The 19,080-nt window shown below is 47.8% G+C and carries 20 protein-coding genes and 1 pseudogene; 11 read left to right on the top strand and 10 right to left on the bottom strand.

Annotated features, from left to right (window positions below; genetic code table 11):
- Nucleotides 1-139 precede the first annotated feature (139 nt).
- The gene (locus WH45_RS06320) at nucleotides 140-523 is read right to left on the bottom strand and encodes a hypothetical protein (RefSeq protein ID WP_046213539.1); all 384 of its coding nucleotides are present in this window, start codon (nucleotides 521-523) and stop codon (nucleotides 140-142) included.
- Nucleotides 524-666: 143 nt separating this feature from the next.
- On the opposite strand from WH45_RS06320, the gene WH45_RS06315 reads away from it, so the two are divergent.
- The 4 genes and pseudogenes from WH45_RS06315 (at nucleotide 667) to WH45_RS06300 (ending at nucleotide 3,300) form a co-directional block, all read left to right on the top strand.
- Complete coding sequence (locus WH45_RS06315; RefSeq protein ID WP_046213538.1) at nucleotides 667-1,185, top strand: hypothetical protein; 519 nt, start codon at nucleotides 667-669, stop codon at nucleotides 1,183-1,185.
- Between the two features lie 4 nt (nucleotides 1,186-1,189).
- Nucleotides 1,190-1,513: pseudogene (locus WH45_RS06310) on the top strand (NADP-specific glutamate dehydrogenase); the annotation flags it as partial.
- 330 nt (nucleotides 1,514-1,843) lie between these two features.
- Nucleotides 1,844-2,098 carry a hypothetical protein gene (locus WH45_RS06305; RefSeq protein WP_046213536.1) on the top strand — a complete coding sequence of 85 codons (255 nt, stop codon included), beginning with the start codon at nucleotides 1,844-1,846 and terminating at the stop codon, nucleotides 2,096-2,098.
- A gap of 353 nt (nucleotides 2,099-2,451) precedes the next feature.
- Nucleotides 2,452-3,300, top strand: a complete 849-nt coding sequence (locus tag WH45_RS06300; protein ID WP_046213535.1) for a hypothetical protein — start codon at nucleotides 2,452-2,454, stop codon at nucleotides 3,298-3,300.
- Nucleotides 3,301-3,405: 105 nt separating this feature from the next.
- Here WH45_RS06300 and WH45_RS06295 read toward each other — a convergent pair whose 3' ends face one another.
- The 3 genes from WH45_RS06295 to WH45_RS06285 all read right to left on the bottom strand — a co-directional run bounded on the left by WH45_RS06295 (nucleotide 3,406) and on the right by WH45_RS06285 (nucleotide 6,317).
- Nucleotides 3,406-3,963: a hypothetical protein gene (locus tag WH45_RS06295; protein ID WP_052723641.1), complete on the bottom strand. Its 558-nt coding sequence runs from the start codon at nucleotides 3,961-3,963 to the stop codon at nucleotides 3,406-3,408.
- 181 nt (nucleotides 3,964-4,144) lie between these two features.
- On the bottom strand, nucleotides 4,145-5,143 hold the full coding sequence (locus tag WH45_RS06290) for an ABC transporter substrate-binding protein (RefSeq protein WP_046213534.1): 999 nt from the start codon (nucleotides 5,141-5,143) through the stop codon (nucleotides 4,145-4,147).
- A 142-nt stretch (nucleotides 5,144-5,285) separates the two neighbouring features.
- Nucleotides 5,286-6,317: a LacI family DNA-binding transcriptional regulator gene (locus tag WH45_RS06285; protein WP_046213533.1), complete on the bottom strand. Its 1,032-nt coding sequence runs from the start codon at nucleotides 6,315-6,317 to the stop codon at nucleotides 5,286-5,288.
- Between the two features lie 381 nt (nucleotides 6,318-6,698).
- On the opposite strand from WH45_RS06285, the gene WH45_RS06280 reads away from it, so the two are divergent.
- Both WH45_RS06280 and WH45_RS06275 read left to right on the top strand, forming a co-directional pair.
- Complete coding sequence (locus WH45_RS06280) at nucleotides 6,699-7,751, top strand: 2,3-butanediol dehydrogenase (protein ID WP_046213532.1); 1,053 nt, start codon at nucleotides 6,699-6,701, stop codon at nucleotides 7,749-7,751.
- A gap of 249 nt (nucleotides 7,752-8,000) precedes the next feature.
- Nucleotides 8,001-9,650, top strand: a complete 1,650-nt coding sequence (locus WH45_RS06275) for a DUF6138 family protein (protein ID WP_046213531.1) — start codon at nucleotides 8,001-8,003, stop codon at nucleotides 9,648-9,650.
- A 166-nt stretch (nucleotides 9,651-9,816) separates the two neighbouring features.
- Here WH45_RS06275 and WH45_RS06270 read toward each other — a convergent pair whose 3' ends face one another.
- The gene (locus WH45_RS06270; protein ID WP_046213530.1) at nucleotides 9,817-10,284 is read right to left on the bottom strand and encodes an SMI1/KNR4 family protein; all 468 of its coding nucleotides are present in this window, start codon (nucleotides 10,282-10,284) and stop codon (nucleotides 9,817-9,819) included.
- A gap of 128 nt (nucleotides 10,285-10,412) precedes the next feature.
- Entirely contained in the window at nucleotides 10,413-11,057 is a 645-nt protein-coding gene (locus WH45_RS06265) for a DUF2625 family protein (protein ID WP_046213529.1), read from the bottom strand.
- A gap of 231 nt (nucleotides 11,058-11,288) precedes the next feature.
- Between WH45_RS06265 and WH45_RS06260 the strand changes: the two genes are divergently transcribed.
- From WH45_RS06260 to WH45_RS23725, 3 genes are read left to right on the top strand one after another with little or no spacing between them, the layout of a single operon-like run.
- On the top strand, nucleotides 11,289-11,954 hold the full coding sequence (locus WH45_RS06260) for a hypothetical protein (RefSeq protein WP_235338299.1): 666 nt from the start codon (nucleotides 11,289-11,291) through the stop codon (nucleotides 11,952-11,954).
- Nucleotides 11,955-11,997: 43 nt separating this feature from the next.
- Nucleotides 11,998-12,555, top strand: coding sequence for a DUF1697 domain-containing protein (locus WH45_RS06255; RefSeq protein ID WP_046213527.1), 558 nt, complete (start codon nucleotides 11,998-12,000; stop codon nucleotides 12,553-12,555).
- 54 nt (nucleotides 12,556-12,609) lie between these two features.
- Nucleotides 12,610-12,828, top strand: coding sequence for a hypothetical protein (locus WH45_RS23725; RefSeq protein ID WP_200897663.1), 219 nt, complete (start codon nucleotides 12,610-12,612; stop codon nucleotides 12,826-12,828).
- A 173-nt stretch (nucleotides 12,829-13,001) separates the two neighbouring features.
- Here the strand turns inward: WH45_RS23725 and WH45_RS23720 are convergent, their stop codons facing one another.
- The 4 genes from WH45_RS23720 to WH45_RS06230 all read right to left on the bottom strand — a co-directional run bounded on the left by WH45_RS23720 (nucleotide 13,002) and on the right by WH45_RS06230 (nucleotide 16,944).
- Complete coding sequence (locus tag WH45_RS23720) at nucleotides 13,002-14,072, bottom strand: leucine-rich repeat domain-containing protein (RefSeq protein ID WP_052723640.1); 1,071 nt, start codon at nucleotides 14,070-14,072, stop codon at nucleotides 13,002-13,004.
- A 50-nt stretch (nucleotides 14,073-14,122) separates the two neighbouring features.
- The gene (locus WH45_RS23360; protein WP_052723639.1) at nucleotides 14,123-14,893 is read right to left on the bottom strand and encodes a hypothetical protein; all 771 of its coding nucleotides are present in this window, start codon (nucleotides 14,891-14,893) and stop codon (nucleotides 14,123-14,125) included.
- Nucleotides 14,893-15,693: a hypothetical protein gene (locus WH45_RS06235; protein ID WP_046213525.1), complete on the bottom strand. Its 801-nt coding sequence runs from the start codon at nucleotides 15,691-15,693 to the stop codon at nucleotides 14,893-14,895. The genes WH45_RS23360 and WH45_RS06235 overlap by 1 nt, the downstream gene beginning before the upstream one ends.
- 66 nt (nucleotides 15,694-15,759) lie before the next feature.
- A complete protein-coding gene (locus WH45_RS06230; RefSeq protein ID WP_046213524.1) occupies nucleotides 15,760-16,944 on the bottom strand; it encodes a DUF4272 domain-containing protein in 1,185 nt (394 codons plus the stop codon).
- A 269-nt stretch (nucleotides 16,945-17,213) separates the two neighbouring features.
- Here WH45_RS06230 and WH45_RS06225 point away from each other — a divergent pair, with 269 nt between their 5' ends.
- Together WH45_RS06225 and WH45_RS06220 are read left to right on the top strand one after the other, a co-directional pair.
- Nucleotides 17,214-17,843 (top strand): YfbR-like 5'-deoxynucleotidase, encoded by a 630-nt coding sequence (locus WH45_RS06225; RefSeq protein WP_046213523.1) that lies wholly within the window; start codon nucleotides 17,214-17,216, stop codon nucleotides 17,841-17,843.
- A 537-nt stretch (nucleotides 17,844-18,380) separates the two neighbouring features.
- Nucleotides 18,381-18,761: a PilZ domain-containing protein gene (locus tag WH45_RS06220; RefSeq protein WP_052723638.1), complete on the top strand. Its 381-nt coding sequence runs from the start codon at nucleotides 18,381-18,383 to the stop codon at nucleotides 18,759-18,761.
- Nucleotides 18,762-19,080: the final 319 nt, after the last annotated feature.

Below are 19,080 nucleotides of genomic sequence, written 5' to 3'. Positions count from 1 at the left end.
TATCCTGTCTATGTAAAAAAGAGACTGCGAAATGTATTCGCGGTCTCTTTTTGTTCATTTATACAGCCGCCTATGGATTAAGAAACTTTCTTTATTGATCGGTTTCTTCCTTGATTGATTTGTTCATTCCCAGAGGAGATTAGACGCTTTCTGCTGTCAGGCTGCGCTTGCTATTGAAGAACCGATTCGCGGATTTGTTGAATAGTATCAGCAGCACGATCACCAGATATACCACTCTTGGAATGATAAAATCTGCATACAGAATTAGTGCAAGGATACACCAGCCTACAATCATCCAGCGACCTGTATTTTCTCCTCTAAAAGCCAAAATGCCGCCTACAAATAACAAAAGGCCACCCAGGTAGGCTAGGATCATATTGATCATGTCAGGCGTACCACTGTAAATTATGGATTGTACCGGCAGATTGCGATTGATGGTCATGGAAATCAGAATCAGATTGAGAAATCCAATAGCCAGGACGAGTATGGAGATGATAGCGACAGGTATAGGTCTTTTGATCATGAAAATGCTCCTTTAATTGGATTTTATGTATTTCTAATCTGGTAAAATACACCTTATACGTCTTCACCTCCTGTCTTTTGCTGTACCTATAATCATACGGCTCTTACTCTGCGATTCAAATACACAGAGAAAGGAATATAGACATGTCTCAGAATCCATCATTACATGAGTTTCTTAAAATCTCCCAGCAGCGAATGCATAATCACTATCTTCCCAAGCTCCTTTACTGTATCGATCAGCTGGAACCGCATATGCTATGGAACAAGCCAACGTCTACGACCAACTCCATCGGCGGTATTACACTACATATTGTCGAGCATGTAAACAGGAATTCTATCCGATTTGCCCAGCAGGATCATCCTGGGTTTACGACAGGCATTGAAGATCATTTCCCCGATACCAACCTGTCTCCAGAAGAGCTAAAAGAACAGGTCCACAACGCTTTTGATACATTTTACAGTGTCATGAATACGCTAATCACCCGTCATTCAGACGATATCGACATGCACAGTCTGTATCACCTGGTGGAACATACCGGCTATCATCTGGGGCAGATTGTAGATCGTACCAAGATCGCTGTCAATCAATTACTTAACTTTTGCCAGGATGGTATCAATGAGAAGAATCTTAGAACTCTTATTGGAAAGCGCAGCAACATGTAATTAGGCGGTCGCTGAAGGTGCAAATATGCCAAGTACACTGAAAGCGATCGATATCCTGTTATCCCATCATATTCTGTTTGGCCCGGCCAAGGCTGCCAATGCTGGCGGAGTTGCCGTATCTGCACTGGAAATGGCGCAAAACAGCATGCGGCTGTCCTGGAGCTTCGATGAAGTCGATGGACAGCTCCGACAGATCATGCAGCGCATTTACCGGGACAGCGTAGAAGCTTCGGAAGAATACGGGTTTGAAGGCAATCTGGTCGCCGGAGCCAATATCGCCGGCTTCAAAAAAGTAGCCGATGCGATGATTATGCAGGGGATTGTCTAATACAGGAATTTGTATAGTCTGCAGCAGATCGGGAGCAGATGCTTCCGGTCTTTCTCATTTGGATAATCTGCGATAATAGGTACGTCATAAATATGACACTTTATGATGTTATGGCAGGATAAGCGAGGATATGGGAGTACTTTTCTGAATACCTCTGCTGAATCTTCCTCTTCCCTGGTCAGGCTTTCTCAGCAGAGTTCAGCTCGTCTGATCCGGTTTGGGAGCTGGGAGGCTTTGCCGTATAATGGTAAATATTACGTCGAGTGTAACTTCAAGTTGTAATTCGTTGACACATATTCGACATTAGAAAACGTGAGAGGATGAATAGACTTGACTTATACAGAAGCACTGGAACGCAAAAGCGAAATGTTGAAGAAAAACGTGGAGAACTGGATTTTGAAAGAAAACCGCAGCGGACTATCCCAGCAGGAAGCTTTTATTTACCGGCATATGATCAAGGAACTTCATCAGAACAAACAGGAACTGCATACCGCACGTGAAGAAGAATGGCACCATGAGACCTCGGAGCCAGTCCATTCGGAAATGGGTAAAACGTCAACTGCAAAAGCACATAGCATGTCATAAGGAATCGGTAACATCAAGCCGCCAGACTTTGTGGATACAAAGTTTGGCGGTTTTTGTTTTACCTTTTCATTCTGTCAGTAGAGAACTGTTGGGCGGCGGATTTATGTATTTTTCTCTGTATATTATCGAATGGTGCCTATGATCCGATATATTTACAGATAGATGTAGATACTGGATAGGTGGCATTGTCCCGATATTGGGCCGTCTTCAAGTTATAAAACAGGTTGTGATTGATCCTATCATTTGCTATGATTAGTCCTGCAATAAATTAGGTCTTATTAACTACATAAATCTCCATGTCCATAGATAATGCCTACGGACACACTCATTTTATACGAATAAGGATGTGCACAATGATGCTATTTAAAAAGCTGCTTTTACCGGCTTCCGTGATTCTCGTTCTGGCCGGCTGCGGAAATACCCAGGACACTCTGCACGCCGATCATACCGGAATCTCCTCTTCCTCATCCACCTGGAGCACTGATCAGGCAGGAGATGATGCGAATGTCGAGACCGATGATTATGCCGAGAACGACGACGATACTCGTGCTACTAATGATATTAACAATCCGGGCAGTCCGAATAGTACAGACAATACCAGTAATCCTCCAACCCGAGAGAATAGCTCGGGCACTGGCAATGTATCGACAACGGTGAAAACGACCACCTCGGTAGAGACCAGCGTTTCTGCAGGCAGCAGCACTTCGGTAGAAACGAGCACTTCCGTTGAGATGAATCATTCTTCCAATCCGTCACCAACAACTGCATCTTCTTTATCTCCTCAGGAAAAAAAAGATATTCAGCAGTATTTGCAGACTTACATGCAAGCAGGAACCTATATAGGACAACAATTGCAGAAACCAAATGAGTTGTTTGAAAATAATCAGGAGCTCACCAGCAAAGAAATGTTGGGTATTTTCCAGGAGCATGCCGATAATGTAAGTACATGCATGCAAAATTTGAAAGCCATTCCTTTTCCCAGTATTAGTGATTCCAAGGTACGTAAAGATGTAGTACAACTCCGCGATCATGTATGGAATTTGCTGGTTGTACAAAATGATATGATGCAGGAAACGATAAGTTATCTTCAAACCGATGATGAGAGCTATGCTGATCAAATTCTCGCAAATTATCAAAAATTGCAGCCACAATCTTTAACAGTTATGCAAGAAGCTGAACAACTCGCTCCGCTACTTCAATAATTTAGAAACAGACTGTCCTTTATGGGCAGTCTGTTTTACAATTCAGCTCTTTCCAGTATCCTCTTTACCGCTGCTACTATATATGTAAGCTGCTCAATTTACACATTAACCATCTTCATTTTTAAATATTGAAAGATACCACCACATCAATTTATGATGTCCTATTAATTTGGAAGGTATATCTTTAAGGCTGTGAATACTGTATTCATAAAAATATACATTATCACGGCCATAAAGCTGATAGGTTCCATCAATCGGTATTTCATTTTTGAACTTGTATAGTGCTACTACATAATTGTCTCTTAACTCTTGATTACTGGGATCCAAATCTTTCCTTGTCATATTGTCGATATTACCAATTGCTGATATTGCTTCTCTTGCCTGAATGGTAATGGGTGGTGAAGATTCCTGTGGATAAAATGCGATGGTAACCCAAATCGTTAACGATACAGCAACAACAATTTTGAAGATAGTAAACCAGCGCTTCCAATAAGGAATTAATAAACAGCCTAAAACAATGAATGTATTGATAAACAATGTTACAGGGATACTGACGATTCTGGCCAATCCGGTATACGGAAAAAATTTGATCAATAACATGGTTAATATAATTCCTGGCAGCATAAGTAATACATAATCCAATAATGGCTTAAAATTTCTCACTCTGATCCTCCTTGTTATAGTTGAAAGTCCGTAACTACACTGTTACTCGTCTTTGTTCATTCTAACTGATCCTACTTTACAGCAAATATTGGAGCATAATCTATAAATTGAATAAAAAATATAAAAATAGCCTGCAGAATCGGATCTGCAGGCTGCTTCATATCGATACACATTTATCGTTTTACTTCGTAACAACTCCAACTACCTGATCTACCAGTGCTTTGGAAGATACTGGTCCACCGAATGTCCATGTAGTACCAGCCAGTGGATACGTACGTTTTTCTTTGACAAAGTTCAGACCATTCCAGACGGAATTGTCTTTCATCGCTGCACCGAACACATCGTCATCCGGTTGGGTGATGTAGATAAAGTTGCTGTCCTGAACTTTGGACAGTGCTTCGATCCCCACTGTGGAGAAACCGTAATTCTCTAATTTATCCGACTTCCAGTCATTGATCAGTCCGATCTTCGCCAGTGTACCTGCAACAACAGAGTTATCCAGGAACATACGCAGGCTTGCTGCATTCTGGTAAGTGAACGCCTGAGTGATTACATAATGGAAATCCGACTTGCCTGCTGCTGCCAGTTTTTCCTTGGCATTGGCATAATGCTGATCCAGATCGGCCAGCACTTGTTTGGCCTGGTCTTCTTTGCCTACGGCTGTAGCGATACTGTTGAACACTTCAACCATCTTGTCATAATCATAACCGTTACCGGTATTCAGATTATACTCGATCGTCGGTGCAATCGTGTTGAGCTGATCGTAGATATCCTTGTTGCTGTCAAAGTTGGAAATGATCAGATCCGGCTTCAGCGCTGCGATAGCTTCCAGATTGGGCTCATTACGCATCCCTACATCGGTTACATCGCTGCCCAGTGCCGCTTCCGGACTCACATATAATTTGTACTGTTTATTATCTGCATTACCCACTGGCTGTACGCCGAGAGCGATCAGATCTTCGGTAAATGTCCACTCCAATGTAACGACACGCAGTGCAGGCTTGTCCAGCTTGGTCTCACCGCGATTGTGTTTGATCGTCACAGGACCTGCAGTTTCTGTTGATCCGCTGCCTGCCGATGTAGCTTCTCCTTCAGCTTTCGTATTTCCAGCTGTTCCGCAGCCTGCCAGTGCAAGCATTAGAACCAGCATAAGTGTGATTCCGCTTAAACCCTTTTTCATCGTTATAAGCTCCTCTGTATGTATCCAATTTTGGATAATGATAATCATTATCATCTATGGATTATGAGGGAGGAGGCTGCTTTTGTCAATGGTAAACGTTCTCAATTGGATAGCATTATTGGCTTTTGAAGACTGGTTCGATTTATTGCTCTCCGCGCGAATAATGCCTTGCCGCCAGACTCGACTCTCTTACAATCAATCTTGGTTCAAATTCCACGCGTTCATACTCATGATGCTCCGGTGACTGGATGCGCTTGAGCAGCAGTTCGGCGGCCAGTCTGCCCACTTCATTGCCCATAATGGATACCGAGCTGATCTGCGGAGTGGTAACTGTCGTCCACAGGTTATTATCGATACCGACAATAGCCACATCTTCGGGTACACGGACGCCCAGTTCCTTGAACCGGTTCACCAGACCAATCGCGACCATATCGTTGACCGCATAGATGGCGTCAGGCATATTTTTGAGATTATAAAAGTAATCTGCTGCCTGGCGGCCGGTCTCAAAGGTGAAATCCTCGCCAAAGTACACCAGTGACGTATCCACATGGCGGAGGGATTGTTCATAGGCCAGATAACGTTCTTCGATCTTGTCCTTGGGTGCTCCTGCATATGCAATCCGGGTACGACCGATCTGCAGCAGATGCTCCATTACGAGCCGGCCTTCCGGACGGGCCATGCCGACAATATCGGCTTTGAGATCGGGGCTGAGCTTTTTGCTGTAGTTAATGACCGATATGGGGATAGCCGACTGGTTGATCAGATTCTCCAGCGTTTTCGGATAGGCCAGCGGCATAATGACCAGCCCATCGACATGCAGCTTTTTGATCTCACGCAGGGTCTCCAGCTCCATCCGGGCATTGCCGAGCGTATTGATCTGCACGACACGATAGCCGTGCTGCTTGGCGGCCTGTTCGACCGACCAGGCAATATCGGGAATAATCGCATTGCGTATATCGGGAACAGCCAGTGCGATCTGGCGGGTTTGACGTATTTTCAAGCTCTGGGCAGACGTATTCGGAATAAAGCCCATCTCCTCCACAATCTCCAGAATGCGTGCCTTGGTCTTGGCACTGATGCCTTCGCTATCATTCAGAGCACGGGATACGGTAGCTATACCGACTCCTGCTTTTTTGGCTACATCTTCAATTGTTACTTTTTTTCTATTGGCCATGCCGGGTTATTCTCCTCTTACCGGAATCGTTTCCATTCCTTTATGAAATTTTTCATTCCTTCCATACATTATACCATAGCTGACAGGAAACAGGCTTCCTTGCTTATACGGAAAAAAGGAAATAATACGGCTTACCGTTCAGGAATAGTTTACTTTAAATTTTATCTACTAACCAGCTGATATAATAAGGATATATGAATATCAAGCGACAGCTTTATTTTTTCTTATTTCTTGTAGCATAGCGTCAGTTCCTGCCGAAACCGATTTGACAGTATGTCTATAATGTGACATCATTAATAACGGAAACGTTTCCTAAAATAGTGTATACTTATCGATAGCAACAAACTTATAATCTCATGACCTCATAAGGAGATGACTTCGATGCAAGCATTACGTTGGCATGGTGTAAAAGACTTAAGAGTGGATACGATTGAAGAACCGGCAGTACAGGAAGGCAAAGTTAAAATTAAAGTGCAATGGTGCGGAATCTGCGGTAGTGACCTCCATGAATACGCGGCAGGTCCTATTTTCATTTCCAAAGATTCTCCTCACCCGCTGACTCATGAAAAAGCACCTGTCGTGATGGGACATGAATTCTCCGGACAGGTAGTTGAAGTGGGCGAAGGTGTAACCAAGTTCAAAGAAGGCGACCGCGTAGTCGTGGAGCCGATCTTTGCATGCGGTAAATGTACAGCCTGCCGTCAGGGCAAATATAATCTGTGTGAGAAAATGGGCTTCCTCGGTCTTGCCGGCGGTGGCGGCGGATTCTCCGAATATGTATCCGCAGATGAGCATATGGTACACAAAATTCCGGATAGCGTTTCCTTTGAACAGGGGGCACTGGTTGAACCGTCTGCTGTCGCTCTGTACGCTGTTCGCGAGAGCCAGTTCAAAGTCGGCGACCGTGCTGTCGTATTCGGTGCAGGCCCTATCGGTCTGCTCGTTATCGAAGCGCTGCGTGCTTCCGGTGCAGCCGAGATCTATGCGGTCGAACTGTCTGAAGAACGCCGTAAAACAGCCGAATCCCTCGGTGCGATTGGCTTGAACCCGGCCGAAGTCGACGTGATCAAAGAAATCCACCGTCTGACCGACGGAGGCGCGGATGTAGCCTATGAAGTAACCGGCGTACCGGTTGTACTGACCCAGGCGATTGAATCGACCAAGCTGAGCGGACAGATTATGATCGTCAGCATTTTCGAGAGAGAAGCACCGATTCATCCGAACCAGATCGTTATGCAGGAACGCAATATCGCCGGTATTATCGGATATCGCAATGTATTCCCTGCTGTTATCAGCCTGATGAATCAGGGCTACTTCTCCCCTGAGAAACTTGTTACCAAACGTATCGGTCTGAGCGAGATCGTCGAAGAAGGTTTCGAAGCGCTGATGAAAGAGAAAAATCAGGTGAAAATCCTCGTATCTCCGAACAAGTGAAACCTGGAATTGTCTACACGCACCAAACTGCTGGCTAAATTATGCCAGCCAGTTCTCTCTCCTCTTTTTTAATATATAATTACTTTGAAGTCCGTTATGCGGGCTTCTTTTTTTATTTGTAATCAGACCATGATATAGTAAAAATAAATAGTCACAGCGCAATTATTCTTACTATACATAAGCTTTTATCCAAATGAATTGCATATTGTGGTATGCACTTATCGGGCTGAATGCAAAGGAGAATCAGAAATGAATGAACATGTGAAGATATTGCTGGAGGAAACGTGGAACCAGCTGGCGTCCCTCGCTTTGCGGGAAAAGCAGCGGATTGGCGAGTTTGGTCAGCGCAGTATGCTGCAGGTCGGGATTCATGATTATATCCGTGTCGGCTATCGCAAAGGCAAAAACAACTGGACGGCTGGCAATATGTTTGTGGAGATAGAGCGGCCTTTTTCCTGGAGTGATTCGGCGTATACGTGGGAGCCTGAAGTAGATGTGGAAGCGCTGACCGATGAGCAACTGCTGCAGGAGTGGCTGCCAGCTTTTCGGGACAGGCTGAAGCCGGTCTTTGAGGAAGATCGGTGGGGAGCGCAGTATTATGATTACAAGCTGGAGGTCGGTCTGTATGTGGAACGGGCGCTAACCGGCGATACGCTGCAGCATACCGAATACTGGATAAACGAGCGCAAGCGGGGTGTCCTGCGTGAGGCGCTGGATCAGTTTATTACGGATAAAGTGCAGACGCCACCTCCACGGTATCCCAAGCCGCTGGATCTGCATTTTTTCGGTCAGCTGCTGTTAAATCCGGATATTACGGAGCGCGATACGGACCGGATCATCGAGCTATGCAGCCGGATGGATACCAAGCTGCAAAGTATCCCCAAACTCCGGGCGGAATGGGATCGCGATCTGCTCTGGGCGCTGCGTACATGGGCGAATGAACAATATCTGCCCCACTATTTTAATAATAGTGACAGCTACAGTCAGGAGCATACGCTCAAGCCTACTACCGAGCGCCCTGCCGTCGATCCCAAAGAAATGGAACTGCTCCTCTATGCAGCACTGTGCATGGGACGGGAAAGCGCGGATGAACGGCAAAAGTATCTGGAATATGCAGCGCAGATCGGTTCAGATACAGCGACGCGGTATCTCAAGGAAGGCAGCGGCGACGTGGAAAGTGTGCGCAAAAACGCTTATATCGTCGGTAAAGCGAATGATATTTTACAGCTGATCGAGATCAAGCTGCTGACCGAAGATGAAGCGGCTTACCGGGAAGCACTCACCTATATTTGTGATCTGGTGCGCCAGGGTTTCCCGCGCGAATACAAGCTCAAGCTGGGCAGTAAGTCCAAGCTGCTGCTACCTGTAAAAGGACTGGCCAAATCACCATTACACCGCTTTTTCGCCGGGGCATTGCAGTATGATAATCTACACCCGATAATCGCTGATTATGCGAAGCTGGTGATGAAAGAGTTCTCCTGGTACAACGATGTGGAACCCGGCGAGAAATCCGTTATGCCGGGAACGTATGGGGTTCTCGGACTGGGGCTGTACAGCACTGAATATTTCCCGCTGCTGACCGAGTATATGCAGCTGGTCGATACCGAGCACCAGATGGCTCACAACAGCTATATTCAGGCCTTTGTCGAGACCCATGGGCTGGAGCCGCAGCTGGTACCTGTCCTGACTGCAATTCTGCTGGGCAGCGGACAGTCGGCACGTCCAGTCAAAGGTCTGGCGGACCACTGGAATACACCAGAGCTGATCATGGCTCTGGATGAACAGCTGGCTGCTCTGGAAGACTATCAGCGCGAACAGCTGCTGTATTTGATTTGCGGCAGTGAGAGCAAGCAAAAGAAATTCCTGCAGCAGGCCAACCAGCTGCGAGCACAAAAATGATTCTTTAGTATAGACGGCTAGATGGCTGCAGGTCGTATCCTGCATCTATATGCTATATTCTGTATGCTGCTCTGCAGGAGATCCAACGCATAATTATTTTATAATAAAAAGCTGCCAATGCGATCATGGCAGCCAGCAAGCCCGGGCAATCGGGCTTTTTTATATGTTATTCGATCTCTTCATCTTCAGCGTATTCTGTCAATGCATCCAAAAATGCCTGGATATTGTCCGCGATCGGCGCTACATTCTCTTCCAGCATCTGCTGGGCCTGCTCCGGTGTATCCGTCATTTCCACAGCATCCTCGCGGACGACTGCTTCGTCATGATCCATCAGCAGCACACGAGGTTCGTCAGAATGATGCCGGTAATCCAGCAAATAATTATTGCCGCTGCTGACACTCCAGGCAAATGGAATCAAATGTTCCGGATCGGGATTGCATTCATCGACAAGCTCCTGATTGGTAGTAATAAAATGCTCATCCAGCATCATGAACTGGATTTCCCAGTCTATGAACCCTGCTGCTGTTGTAAAATTATAAGCTTGCTGGCCTGCCCGGTCTGCAAAGTCCAGATAGGCCTGCGGAAAGCGGATCTGATAATGCTGTTCAATCTGCTGTACAGCTTCATTTTTCATAGGAATGATCCTTTCTGTAACGTAATAAGTGGTCCCATGTATACAAGCTAATTCATATGGCCCCGTTCATGGCTGGTAGTTGATCGGTGTTCATGCAAAGCCGTCCATTTCCGTTCATCCTATTCTGCTCAGCTCTTATCCAGTACGATCTGCCATGCTTCCATAACGGATACTGGCTGCTTGCTGCTGGTCTCTCCGCCTCCTTCGGCCGTCCATAGCGGCGGATAGTAGGCAAATACCTGCCCGCTCTCCAACTGCTCAGTCTGCTGCTTCCAGTCCTGCCAGCGGAAAGTCTCGTAAAACTGCTGCAGATCGCCTACGGCCAGCCAGTTGATGAATCCGGAATACGCGAGTTCGGTCGATTCCCATTCCAGTGTATCCGGGGCGAAATAACAGATTTGCCCATCGCCCGTATCCAGTGCGAAGAATCCGCCTGCCGCGTCGTAAGCGACCACCAGTTTGCCAGCCAGCGTCTTCACCGTCAGCTGATCCTGCAGTCCATTCCATGAACACAGATTACCATAGATCCTTTCCGCTCCTGCACCCAGCAGCGTAATCCATCCATGATCCAGTCGAATACCACCTGCTTCATAGGCGATAGCGCCCAGGTAGGAGCGCGTGCTCACCTGCAGACGACGCAGCGTCTCCTCTCCATCTCTGCGGTCAGCAGGCAAAATCTCATATGTATGATTTCCTTTTTCCAGTAATTGCACGATCTCATCCCAGGCATGATTGTCCCGGTCGATCAATTGCTCTGCGGATAATATAGACATCGTTGACACCCCTTTATATCGATTTCCCAATAACGCTGCACATATCTCTGTACATAGATGTAAGTATATCAGACCTGTGGAAGTTTAATCCATTTAGTGAAAGAACGGCTTATCGCTGGTCACTCCATCTGTGTGTGAAAAGCATGCCAATACCTGCTAACCCGGTGTTATACTGGACACAGCGGTACGAATAATATTGGGTATCCATTTAACATACCGGAAGGAATGGGCATGATGACTGACTTTACCGCACTACATACTGCTTTGACTTCATTTATCGAACAACAGGATCGTTATAACGAGGCATATGGATTGTTTCCGGATACGTATATCCGCAGCTACCCACAGCGAACTGATTGCGAAGTCGATGAGCGAATCCTTCTTTCCCCTGAGCTTGAATATCTGTACAGTCATTATGAGATGCTGGACGAAAAGGCTGCCGGGACGCTGAAGCTGAAAAACGCATCCGTACTGATCGGAGACGGCATTTTATTGTCTTTTGCGGCACCGGAGCATCTGTATCGTCAGCAGCTGGGCTACCGCTGGATCGGCGATCCCGCTTCACCGCAGGAATCTGCCGATTGGCCGCCGCATCATGTAGTCATCGCAGTGTACAATGATGATCCGATTATCGTCGATACCAGCCAACCGGGGTCTGCGGTATATGCAGCCTTTGAAGGTGGTGATCCCGAACCGATTGCAGCATCACTCGCTGACTTTTTCAAAGCTCTGGCGATTATGATTGAAGGAGCTTTTCACTGGCAGGGAGAGATTATGGATGAAAAGACCGAAGAGGTCAAAGCCGGCTATATGGAGAGTATCCAGCCCCGGCTGCAGGAGCTGCTGGGCGAGACATTCATGCATCATCTGCTCGTATATCTGTCCCTGCGCTGGTAAATGGCCGGGAACAGCTGATCATTTATAAAAAGGAGAAATGACGATGATCTATGTAGCTTTGCTGCGCGGGATTAATGTAGGCGGGAATAACAAAATCAATATGAAGCTGCTGCAAACTACCTTTGAACAGGCAGGCATGACGCAGGTCACGACGTATATTAACTCCGGCAATATTATTTTTGCCAGTGAGCAGCGGCCTCATCAGGAACTGGCTGCAGCACTTGAGCAGGCGATTGCGGCGGATTTCCAGCTGGATATTCCGGTGATGGTACGCAGTCTGCCCGAGATTGAATCTGTTATGGCCGCTCTGCCGGAACACTGGACCAATGATGAGCAGATGAAGAGCGATGTGCTGTTTCTGTGGGATGAGATTAATGAACCGTCTGTGCTGGAGAAGATCCCGCTGAAGTCGGATATGGGTACTCTTCTGTATGTGCCGGGTGCTGTGCTGATATCCGTGCCAAGGGAAAATGTTACGCGCAGCGGTATGAACAAGCTGGCGGCATCGAAGCTATACCGGTATATGACGGTGCGCAATGTGAATACGACCCGCCAGATTTATCAGCGGATGCTGGCAGCAAGCGAAATGCAGACCTTGTAAACGCATCGTCCATCAGCTGTGCTGCCTGCTTCTTTATTTGTTAACTATCACTATTTGACGGCAGAAATCAAAAAAACTTATGGTAAAGATACTATTATCCATTTTCAATCAGGGGCAAAATACGAATACGCCGCTACGCTGGAAGGCGCAGGCACATTCGTCCCGGTCAGCGGCTGCCAGTCGATTCTGCAGATGGGCGGACAGCAAATTACATATACCCCATCCGCATTGACGGATGAAACCGCACTGATTCTGATAGAAGTCTACAAATAAAAAGAAACGTTCAAAGTACGGGCTATTAGGCGCGGATTTTTTGGCGGGTTGCAGCCGCTGGCCGAGTCGTTTGGTGTAGAAATTGAGAGCAGTGATCCAGCAGCTGAATACCAGGCAGGACCCGGACGATAAATAACCGGGTCCTGTTTTGATTTGCCATGTACTCTATTATTCTATTCAAAAGGAAACTCGTCCCACCAGTTGGTTCTTCCCTGCTCACGCTCTTCCAGCGCATCCTTTTTGCCGTACTGCCTCAGTAACTGGCGGAACTGCTTCATCATGCGCGGCGTCTTCAGCTTGGCATATACGCGCTCTAGGCTGGGATTGCGCAGCAGCGGTTCATACGCGTCCACCTTCATCTCCCAGGCTTCCCGGTGGGTGAATTCGATCAATGCAGGCGCATGCTCCAGCATATGGATATCCCGCAGCCCTTTCATATTTTCCAGTGCAATCTTGCGCAGCATACTCAGACGGTCCAGGGAGGGAAGCTGCCGGATATGCGGCAGCGCCTGCAGGAAAAGGTACTGCAGACCGGTCAGTGAGGCAATCACCGAGATGTCCTCCAGCCCCTTGATCTGGGACAACTGCAAATATTCGATAGAATCGTTATCTGTCAGTGCATTCAGATTCCGGATGCCGCCGAGCCGAATAGTCAGCTGGCGCAGCTCATGCAGTGGCTGGAGCATCTCCAGATCCGGTACCGTTATCGATTGCAGGGTGAGCTGCTGCAGACGGGACAGCCCGCTGATCACCTCGAGATGCTTGTGATGTCCATCGATATACAGACTGTGCAGCTGGTGGAATCGTGCCAGCACCTGCAGATCGGGCTTACGGGAGGTTGTCCGGCCAATATGCAGATGGGTCAGGGTGGAAGGAACCTGCTCCAGTATATCCAGTTTGGTGAGCCTGATTAGTGACAGCTGCAGATGATCCAGCCTGCCAAGCGTATTCAGTGCATCCAGATTTCGCACCTCTCCCTCACATTCCAGAGACAGCCTGCGTAGCTCCGGCAGCCATTTCAAGAATTCCAGATTACATACCGAATCATAAAATCCATAGATGCGCAGCAGTACATCCTGACGTACTGCCAGCAGATGGGTATTCAGCAGTTTCCAGCTGTCCGGTTCCAGCGCTTCCGCAAACTGGATCGTACGGATGCTGCTGTTACGGACGATCTGCTCTACTTCTGCCTTTGTCAGTGATTGTTCAATCTGAATGGTGTCCTGGTGGATCATCTGATACATAAAGTTCCTCCATTATTGTCATCGCCCATCTGGCTGCTATTCCTTCTTTTTTAAAAGACGACCGAATTCACAGCTGCCTGTGCCGTCCGCAGCAAAGCAGCATACAGACGTGCCGAAATCTGCTCATATTCCTCACTCTTGCCGTGTTCATACGCTGAATAAGGCGGTTCATCATTCCATGAACCCATTGCACCGAACACCCATGTTTTGTACACGGCATTAAGCAGCCGCCTCGCTTCATCGCTGTATACGTCCGGCAGTTCAAATGCCAGCCTCGGAGCAGATGCCCCGTCCAGAATCGCAATCCCGGGATCAAAAAAATTCTGCTTCCAGAAAGACTGCTGTATCGCTTCGGCCAGCGCAGCAATCTGCTGCAGCACTTCCCTGAACTGCATTTCCACTTCGCTCAAAGGCAGAAACGTCCGTTCGGACGGCTGTCCCAGCTCCTGTTCCTGCTCGGTATACGTAATATTCCAGCGCACCGATGAACGGAATTGCCTGCTCTCCCAATGCGGAATCCAGATCCGGTTCTGCTGTGCGCCGAGTGTAATGATCCCTGCTCTCGCACCGCCGCCTGCGAATCCGCTCGTCTGCCATTTCTCTTCCGGCTGGCTGCCGCTGACCATCATGAGCCGCTGACAGCCAATGCTGCGCAGATAGGCCAGCCAACCGGGCCAGTCCCAGCTCTGCGATCCGTCCGTGAAGGTAACATGAACGCTGTCCGTATGCTGCAGTTCCTTGCTCGACGCATCGGTTCCATGGATCAGATAACCGTTGCCCAGCGATGTAATCAGCAGCTGCTGATGAATCTCTCCATTCATTATTGAAGCCCCCATTGTCCAAAATAATCGGCAACCGCATCGGCATCATATCGATCCTGACCTTCCCAGCCTGCGACCGATACAAAATCGCTGTAATGTCCTCTGCCAAGGCGTAGTGTATCACGTGGCACCAATATACCGGCATAACCGCATATTTCCATCAATTGATCACGTTCATTTTTACTGGAGGGCAGCCAATCTTTCCAGCGCTTCTCCAGTTGGCGTGCGCCTTCATTCGGTACACAATCCTGTACCTGCGCCAGCAGCTGCCGGAAGATCTCCACATCCTCTGCTCCGGCAGTGACGGGCTGCTCACGGCTGAACAATTCTAGATCCAGCCAGCAGTACAGCAGCCAGTTCAGTCGCACACCGCCCCATTTGATCCGCTCAAATTGAAGTACGTTCAGATCTGCATTCGTATAGTTGTCATCCGTCATCAATCCGCAGAAATTACAGTCCCCACAGCTGCTTGTGTTGGCATGAACCGCTCGGCGTTGTTCATACGTATGCAGCGGCAATTCCGCAGTCAGTGCCCAGCTGCTCAGGGCGCTGCGCAGATGTATTTTACGGGTGGAGAGACTGTGCAGGAATGCTTCACTGACCTGCTCTCTCGTAATACGCTGATGCAGTTCATGCAGGCGCTCAATCAGTTCATCATGGGTAATGGTCACCGGATCGAACATGACTCCCTGACTGCGTGCATATTCAAAGTCTTCACCTGCCAGCACTGGAGGTCCGGGTTTCCAGCCGCCGGTCTGCCAGAATGTCCTGATCAGTATTTGTTTGGCTTTTTTGTCCATATGCTCCTCCCTGTCGGTCCTCTCCTGGTATCCATTCTCTCCATCTGCTGCCGACATTCAGGGGAACTAGGTGTCTGTACGGACATGGTCCCAGTCCTGCCCCAGATAGCCGGTCAGCCAGTTCAGCGCATAATGACGCTCATACACCACACCTGCATCCAGACCGCCTGGAACCGGACGCTGATGAACACGGCTGTCCACGCAGGCCCAGTCATATCGGTAAATCAAATCGGCTGCATCCAGAATCTCCGCCGCTTCACGCAGACGGGAACCCTCACGGAAAGCAGCAAAGCTGTCAAACTGCTGGAGGATTCCGACCGTCCGAGCCACATCACAGATCTCTGTCGGTTCGCCCAGCGTATCGACATGGCCGAGCGCCCACAGCATTACCCACAGCGCTTCATAACGCCAGGAAAAGCGGGCCGCCGCCTCCTGTCCCGGCTGGTCCTGCTCAATGAATGCCTGCTCTTCCGGAGTGAAAAAGCGATTGGCATCATACTGCCGGATAATCCGGTTGATCAACTCCCGTGTCATTTCTGTCGTCTCGCCGGCACCGACGCATTCTCCTTTGACAGCGGTGATACAGATCGCCACCGCGCGCGCTGCCACTTCATCCCGTGTCCGAAGCCCGTCTGCCAGCTCATCTCCCAGTAAGGCCGGAAGCGTTGCATTCACCGGTATACAGCGGCTCTCCAGCCATTGGTTCGAACGCTGCTTGCGGATTTCACCCGATGGTGTGATCCGGAATTCATCATGCAGATAGCTCGTATGCGCAGTAACGGTATAATCTTCTACTCCCGAACGGCCTTCGGCATCCAGCAGCAATCGTCCCTGCCCATCCAGCAGCTGACCCCCGCCCCAGAACAGCACTCCATCCAGCGAACGGACAATCTGCAGCAGCTCCTCGAAAAAGGCTTCCGAAATATCTTCTTCGGTCTCGATGCCGATCACCATGTTGAATGTGCTGATTTTGAGCAGTACCTTTTGCTGCAATTCCTTGTTCACTGCCGGTACCTGATAGAAAAATCCGCCCATCCCATCAATCATGGCGCTGAACTGTGCAGGCTCGGTCCGGCTTGTCATCATATTGAATCCTTTTCTGGATTTCTTGTGAAACAATCCGCCTTGAACCACTTCGATATGTGTCAGATCCTGCTTAACGGTTATTTTTTGATCCTTGTACAGTGTACGTATAATTTCTTCCAGCTGCTGCAGGTGCGGAATAGAGCTGTAAATGGCTGCATTTTTCATTATATATCCTCCTGTTATCCTGTTGTGCCGCGTCTGATTTGGCAGCACGCCTGCTTCCAATTCTGGCCTGTGGGATGATCCACAGTCAAGTTCATGACCGATCTATACATACTTTGTACTGGTTCAATTATCATCTTTGGTACAGATTTGACCTGCGCTTAACTCACCGCTAACACTACAGCACTATACTGACCATTATAGCTGCTATATGACATTTAACGCTCTATCAGTCCCTTCAAATTCACAGTACTCAAAGGATGGTTAGTCTTATGGGAATTCACGCCTATTTCCGTTCACTGGATGATCTGGAACGGATTATCCGCTGCCCGGGCAAATTTAAATTTGAACAGCACAGCGTATCCGCGCACTCCTGGAAAGTCGTTCAGTACGCCAAAACGCTGGCCGATATCGAAGAGATGCACGGAGTTACTATAGACTGGAAAAAGCTCTATGAAATTACGAGCAGTCATGACTATGGCGAGATTTTTATCGGTGATATCAAGACGCCGGTCAAGCATTCTTCCCTGGAGCTTCGTTCCCTGCTGCAAAAAGTCGAGGAAGGCATGATCGAACATTTTATCGAGGAAAATATCCCGGATGACTTCAAGCCCATTTTCCGCAAACAGCTGCATGAAGGCAAGGACGATTCTGTCGAAGGCATGATCCTGCAGGTCGCCGACAAAATGGATCAGGTGTACGAAGCGTTCTCCGAGCTGCAGCGCGGCAATACGGAAAAAGAATTTATCGCCATGTACCGCAATGCCCTGGTCAAGATCAAACATGTCGATCTACACTGTGTCGACTATTTCCTGGAAAACATTTTGCCGGATATGGTTCATGAAGGTACCTTTTCCACGATTGATATCAAGCGGATTACGGAAGAAGCACTCGCACTTTAAGCCATGTTTCGTTCCGCTTGGATGGGCTTAAGCTCAGAACCCGTATGTACTCCCTACTCCCCGTGTTACTCCGTTACAATCTCACCATACTGTATCCTGCTGCATCTTCCTGCTGATTCTGACCGGACATATCGTTCTGGCCAGGTGCGGGCAGATGTATTTTTTATTCTCTTTTCCTTTGCAGGCTGCGTATACACGTATTTCTGCCGTAAATGACATTTTTGTCACGTATAATCGCCCAAATCCCCATCGACTGCTTCTTTCTTTCACTATTTTTTATAATTTTTAGATGATTTCAGATATAAATGTTACAAATCACTTAACTTATTGACGAATCGTGTCGATATAGATAGTAGTTCTAAATACCCTATTTACACATCAAAACTATTACTTTTAGACTGGAAAACAAACATTTACCTATTATCCACATGATTGACATTCTAAATACAATTTCCACACCTATTCAGCACTGCTGTATTACAAAAGGGGACTTTCGGCAATTGACCGGACTTCCACCCATCCAGAGGAGGAATTATTATGATGACGCAAAATCGCAGAAAAACACCATTCCGTTATGTATTGAAAGAACCTGTACCGTTCGAACTCCATATCCTGCAGATCAATAGTCAATCCGTAAAGTCCAAGCCCCTCCAGGCGCTGCTGCTGGACCTGAGCAGTTCCGGCTGCCGACTCTCATTGCCTGTAGATGTTCAGGCTGATCATCAGGAGATTCGTGTCAGCATTCATATGCTGCTGCATGAAGAGCCTCTGTATCTGGAAGGCACCCTGAAATGGAACCGTACCGAATCCGGACGCTACCATTACGGAGTACAGATCGAATTCCCGCCGAATGGACGCGATCAGCTGCTGCGTGAACTGCGCATTCTGGCCAGTAAAAACAAAATCATCATCACCTGATCCATTCAGCTATTTTACTGTTCTGTGCTCCCTTAGTTCCCTTCAATTTAGACAGGTATCCGGTGATGACATGATGTATGACTGTCAGGTTTACTTGAAAAGACACTATCGTAAGCAAACAATAAAGCAGCAGTTTTCTGCATAGTTATACGGTAGTGTAGGATAGAGACGATGGGCGAGACGAAGAGTAAAGCAGCTGTAATTATCGGTGGTAGCAGCGGACGGGGACAGTCTGCAGCTTTGGAACTACGTTCCTATCAGTATTGTCGATATCATCCGCAAAAGCCCGGTCACCCTGTAAAGCACTCCTTTTCCAATG

Origin of the sequence: Paenibacillus wulumuqiensis, from assembly GCF_000971965.1 — a bacterium.
In the GTDB taxonomy this organism is placed as follows: Bacteria; Bacillota; Bacilli; order Paenibacillales; family Paenibacillaceae; genus Saccharibacillus; species Saccharibacillus wulumuqiensis.
Note: the sequence above shows the minus strand (reverse complement) of the source record. Positions and strands in the feature narration are given on the sequence as shown.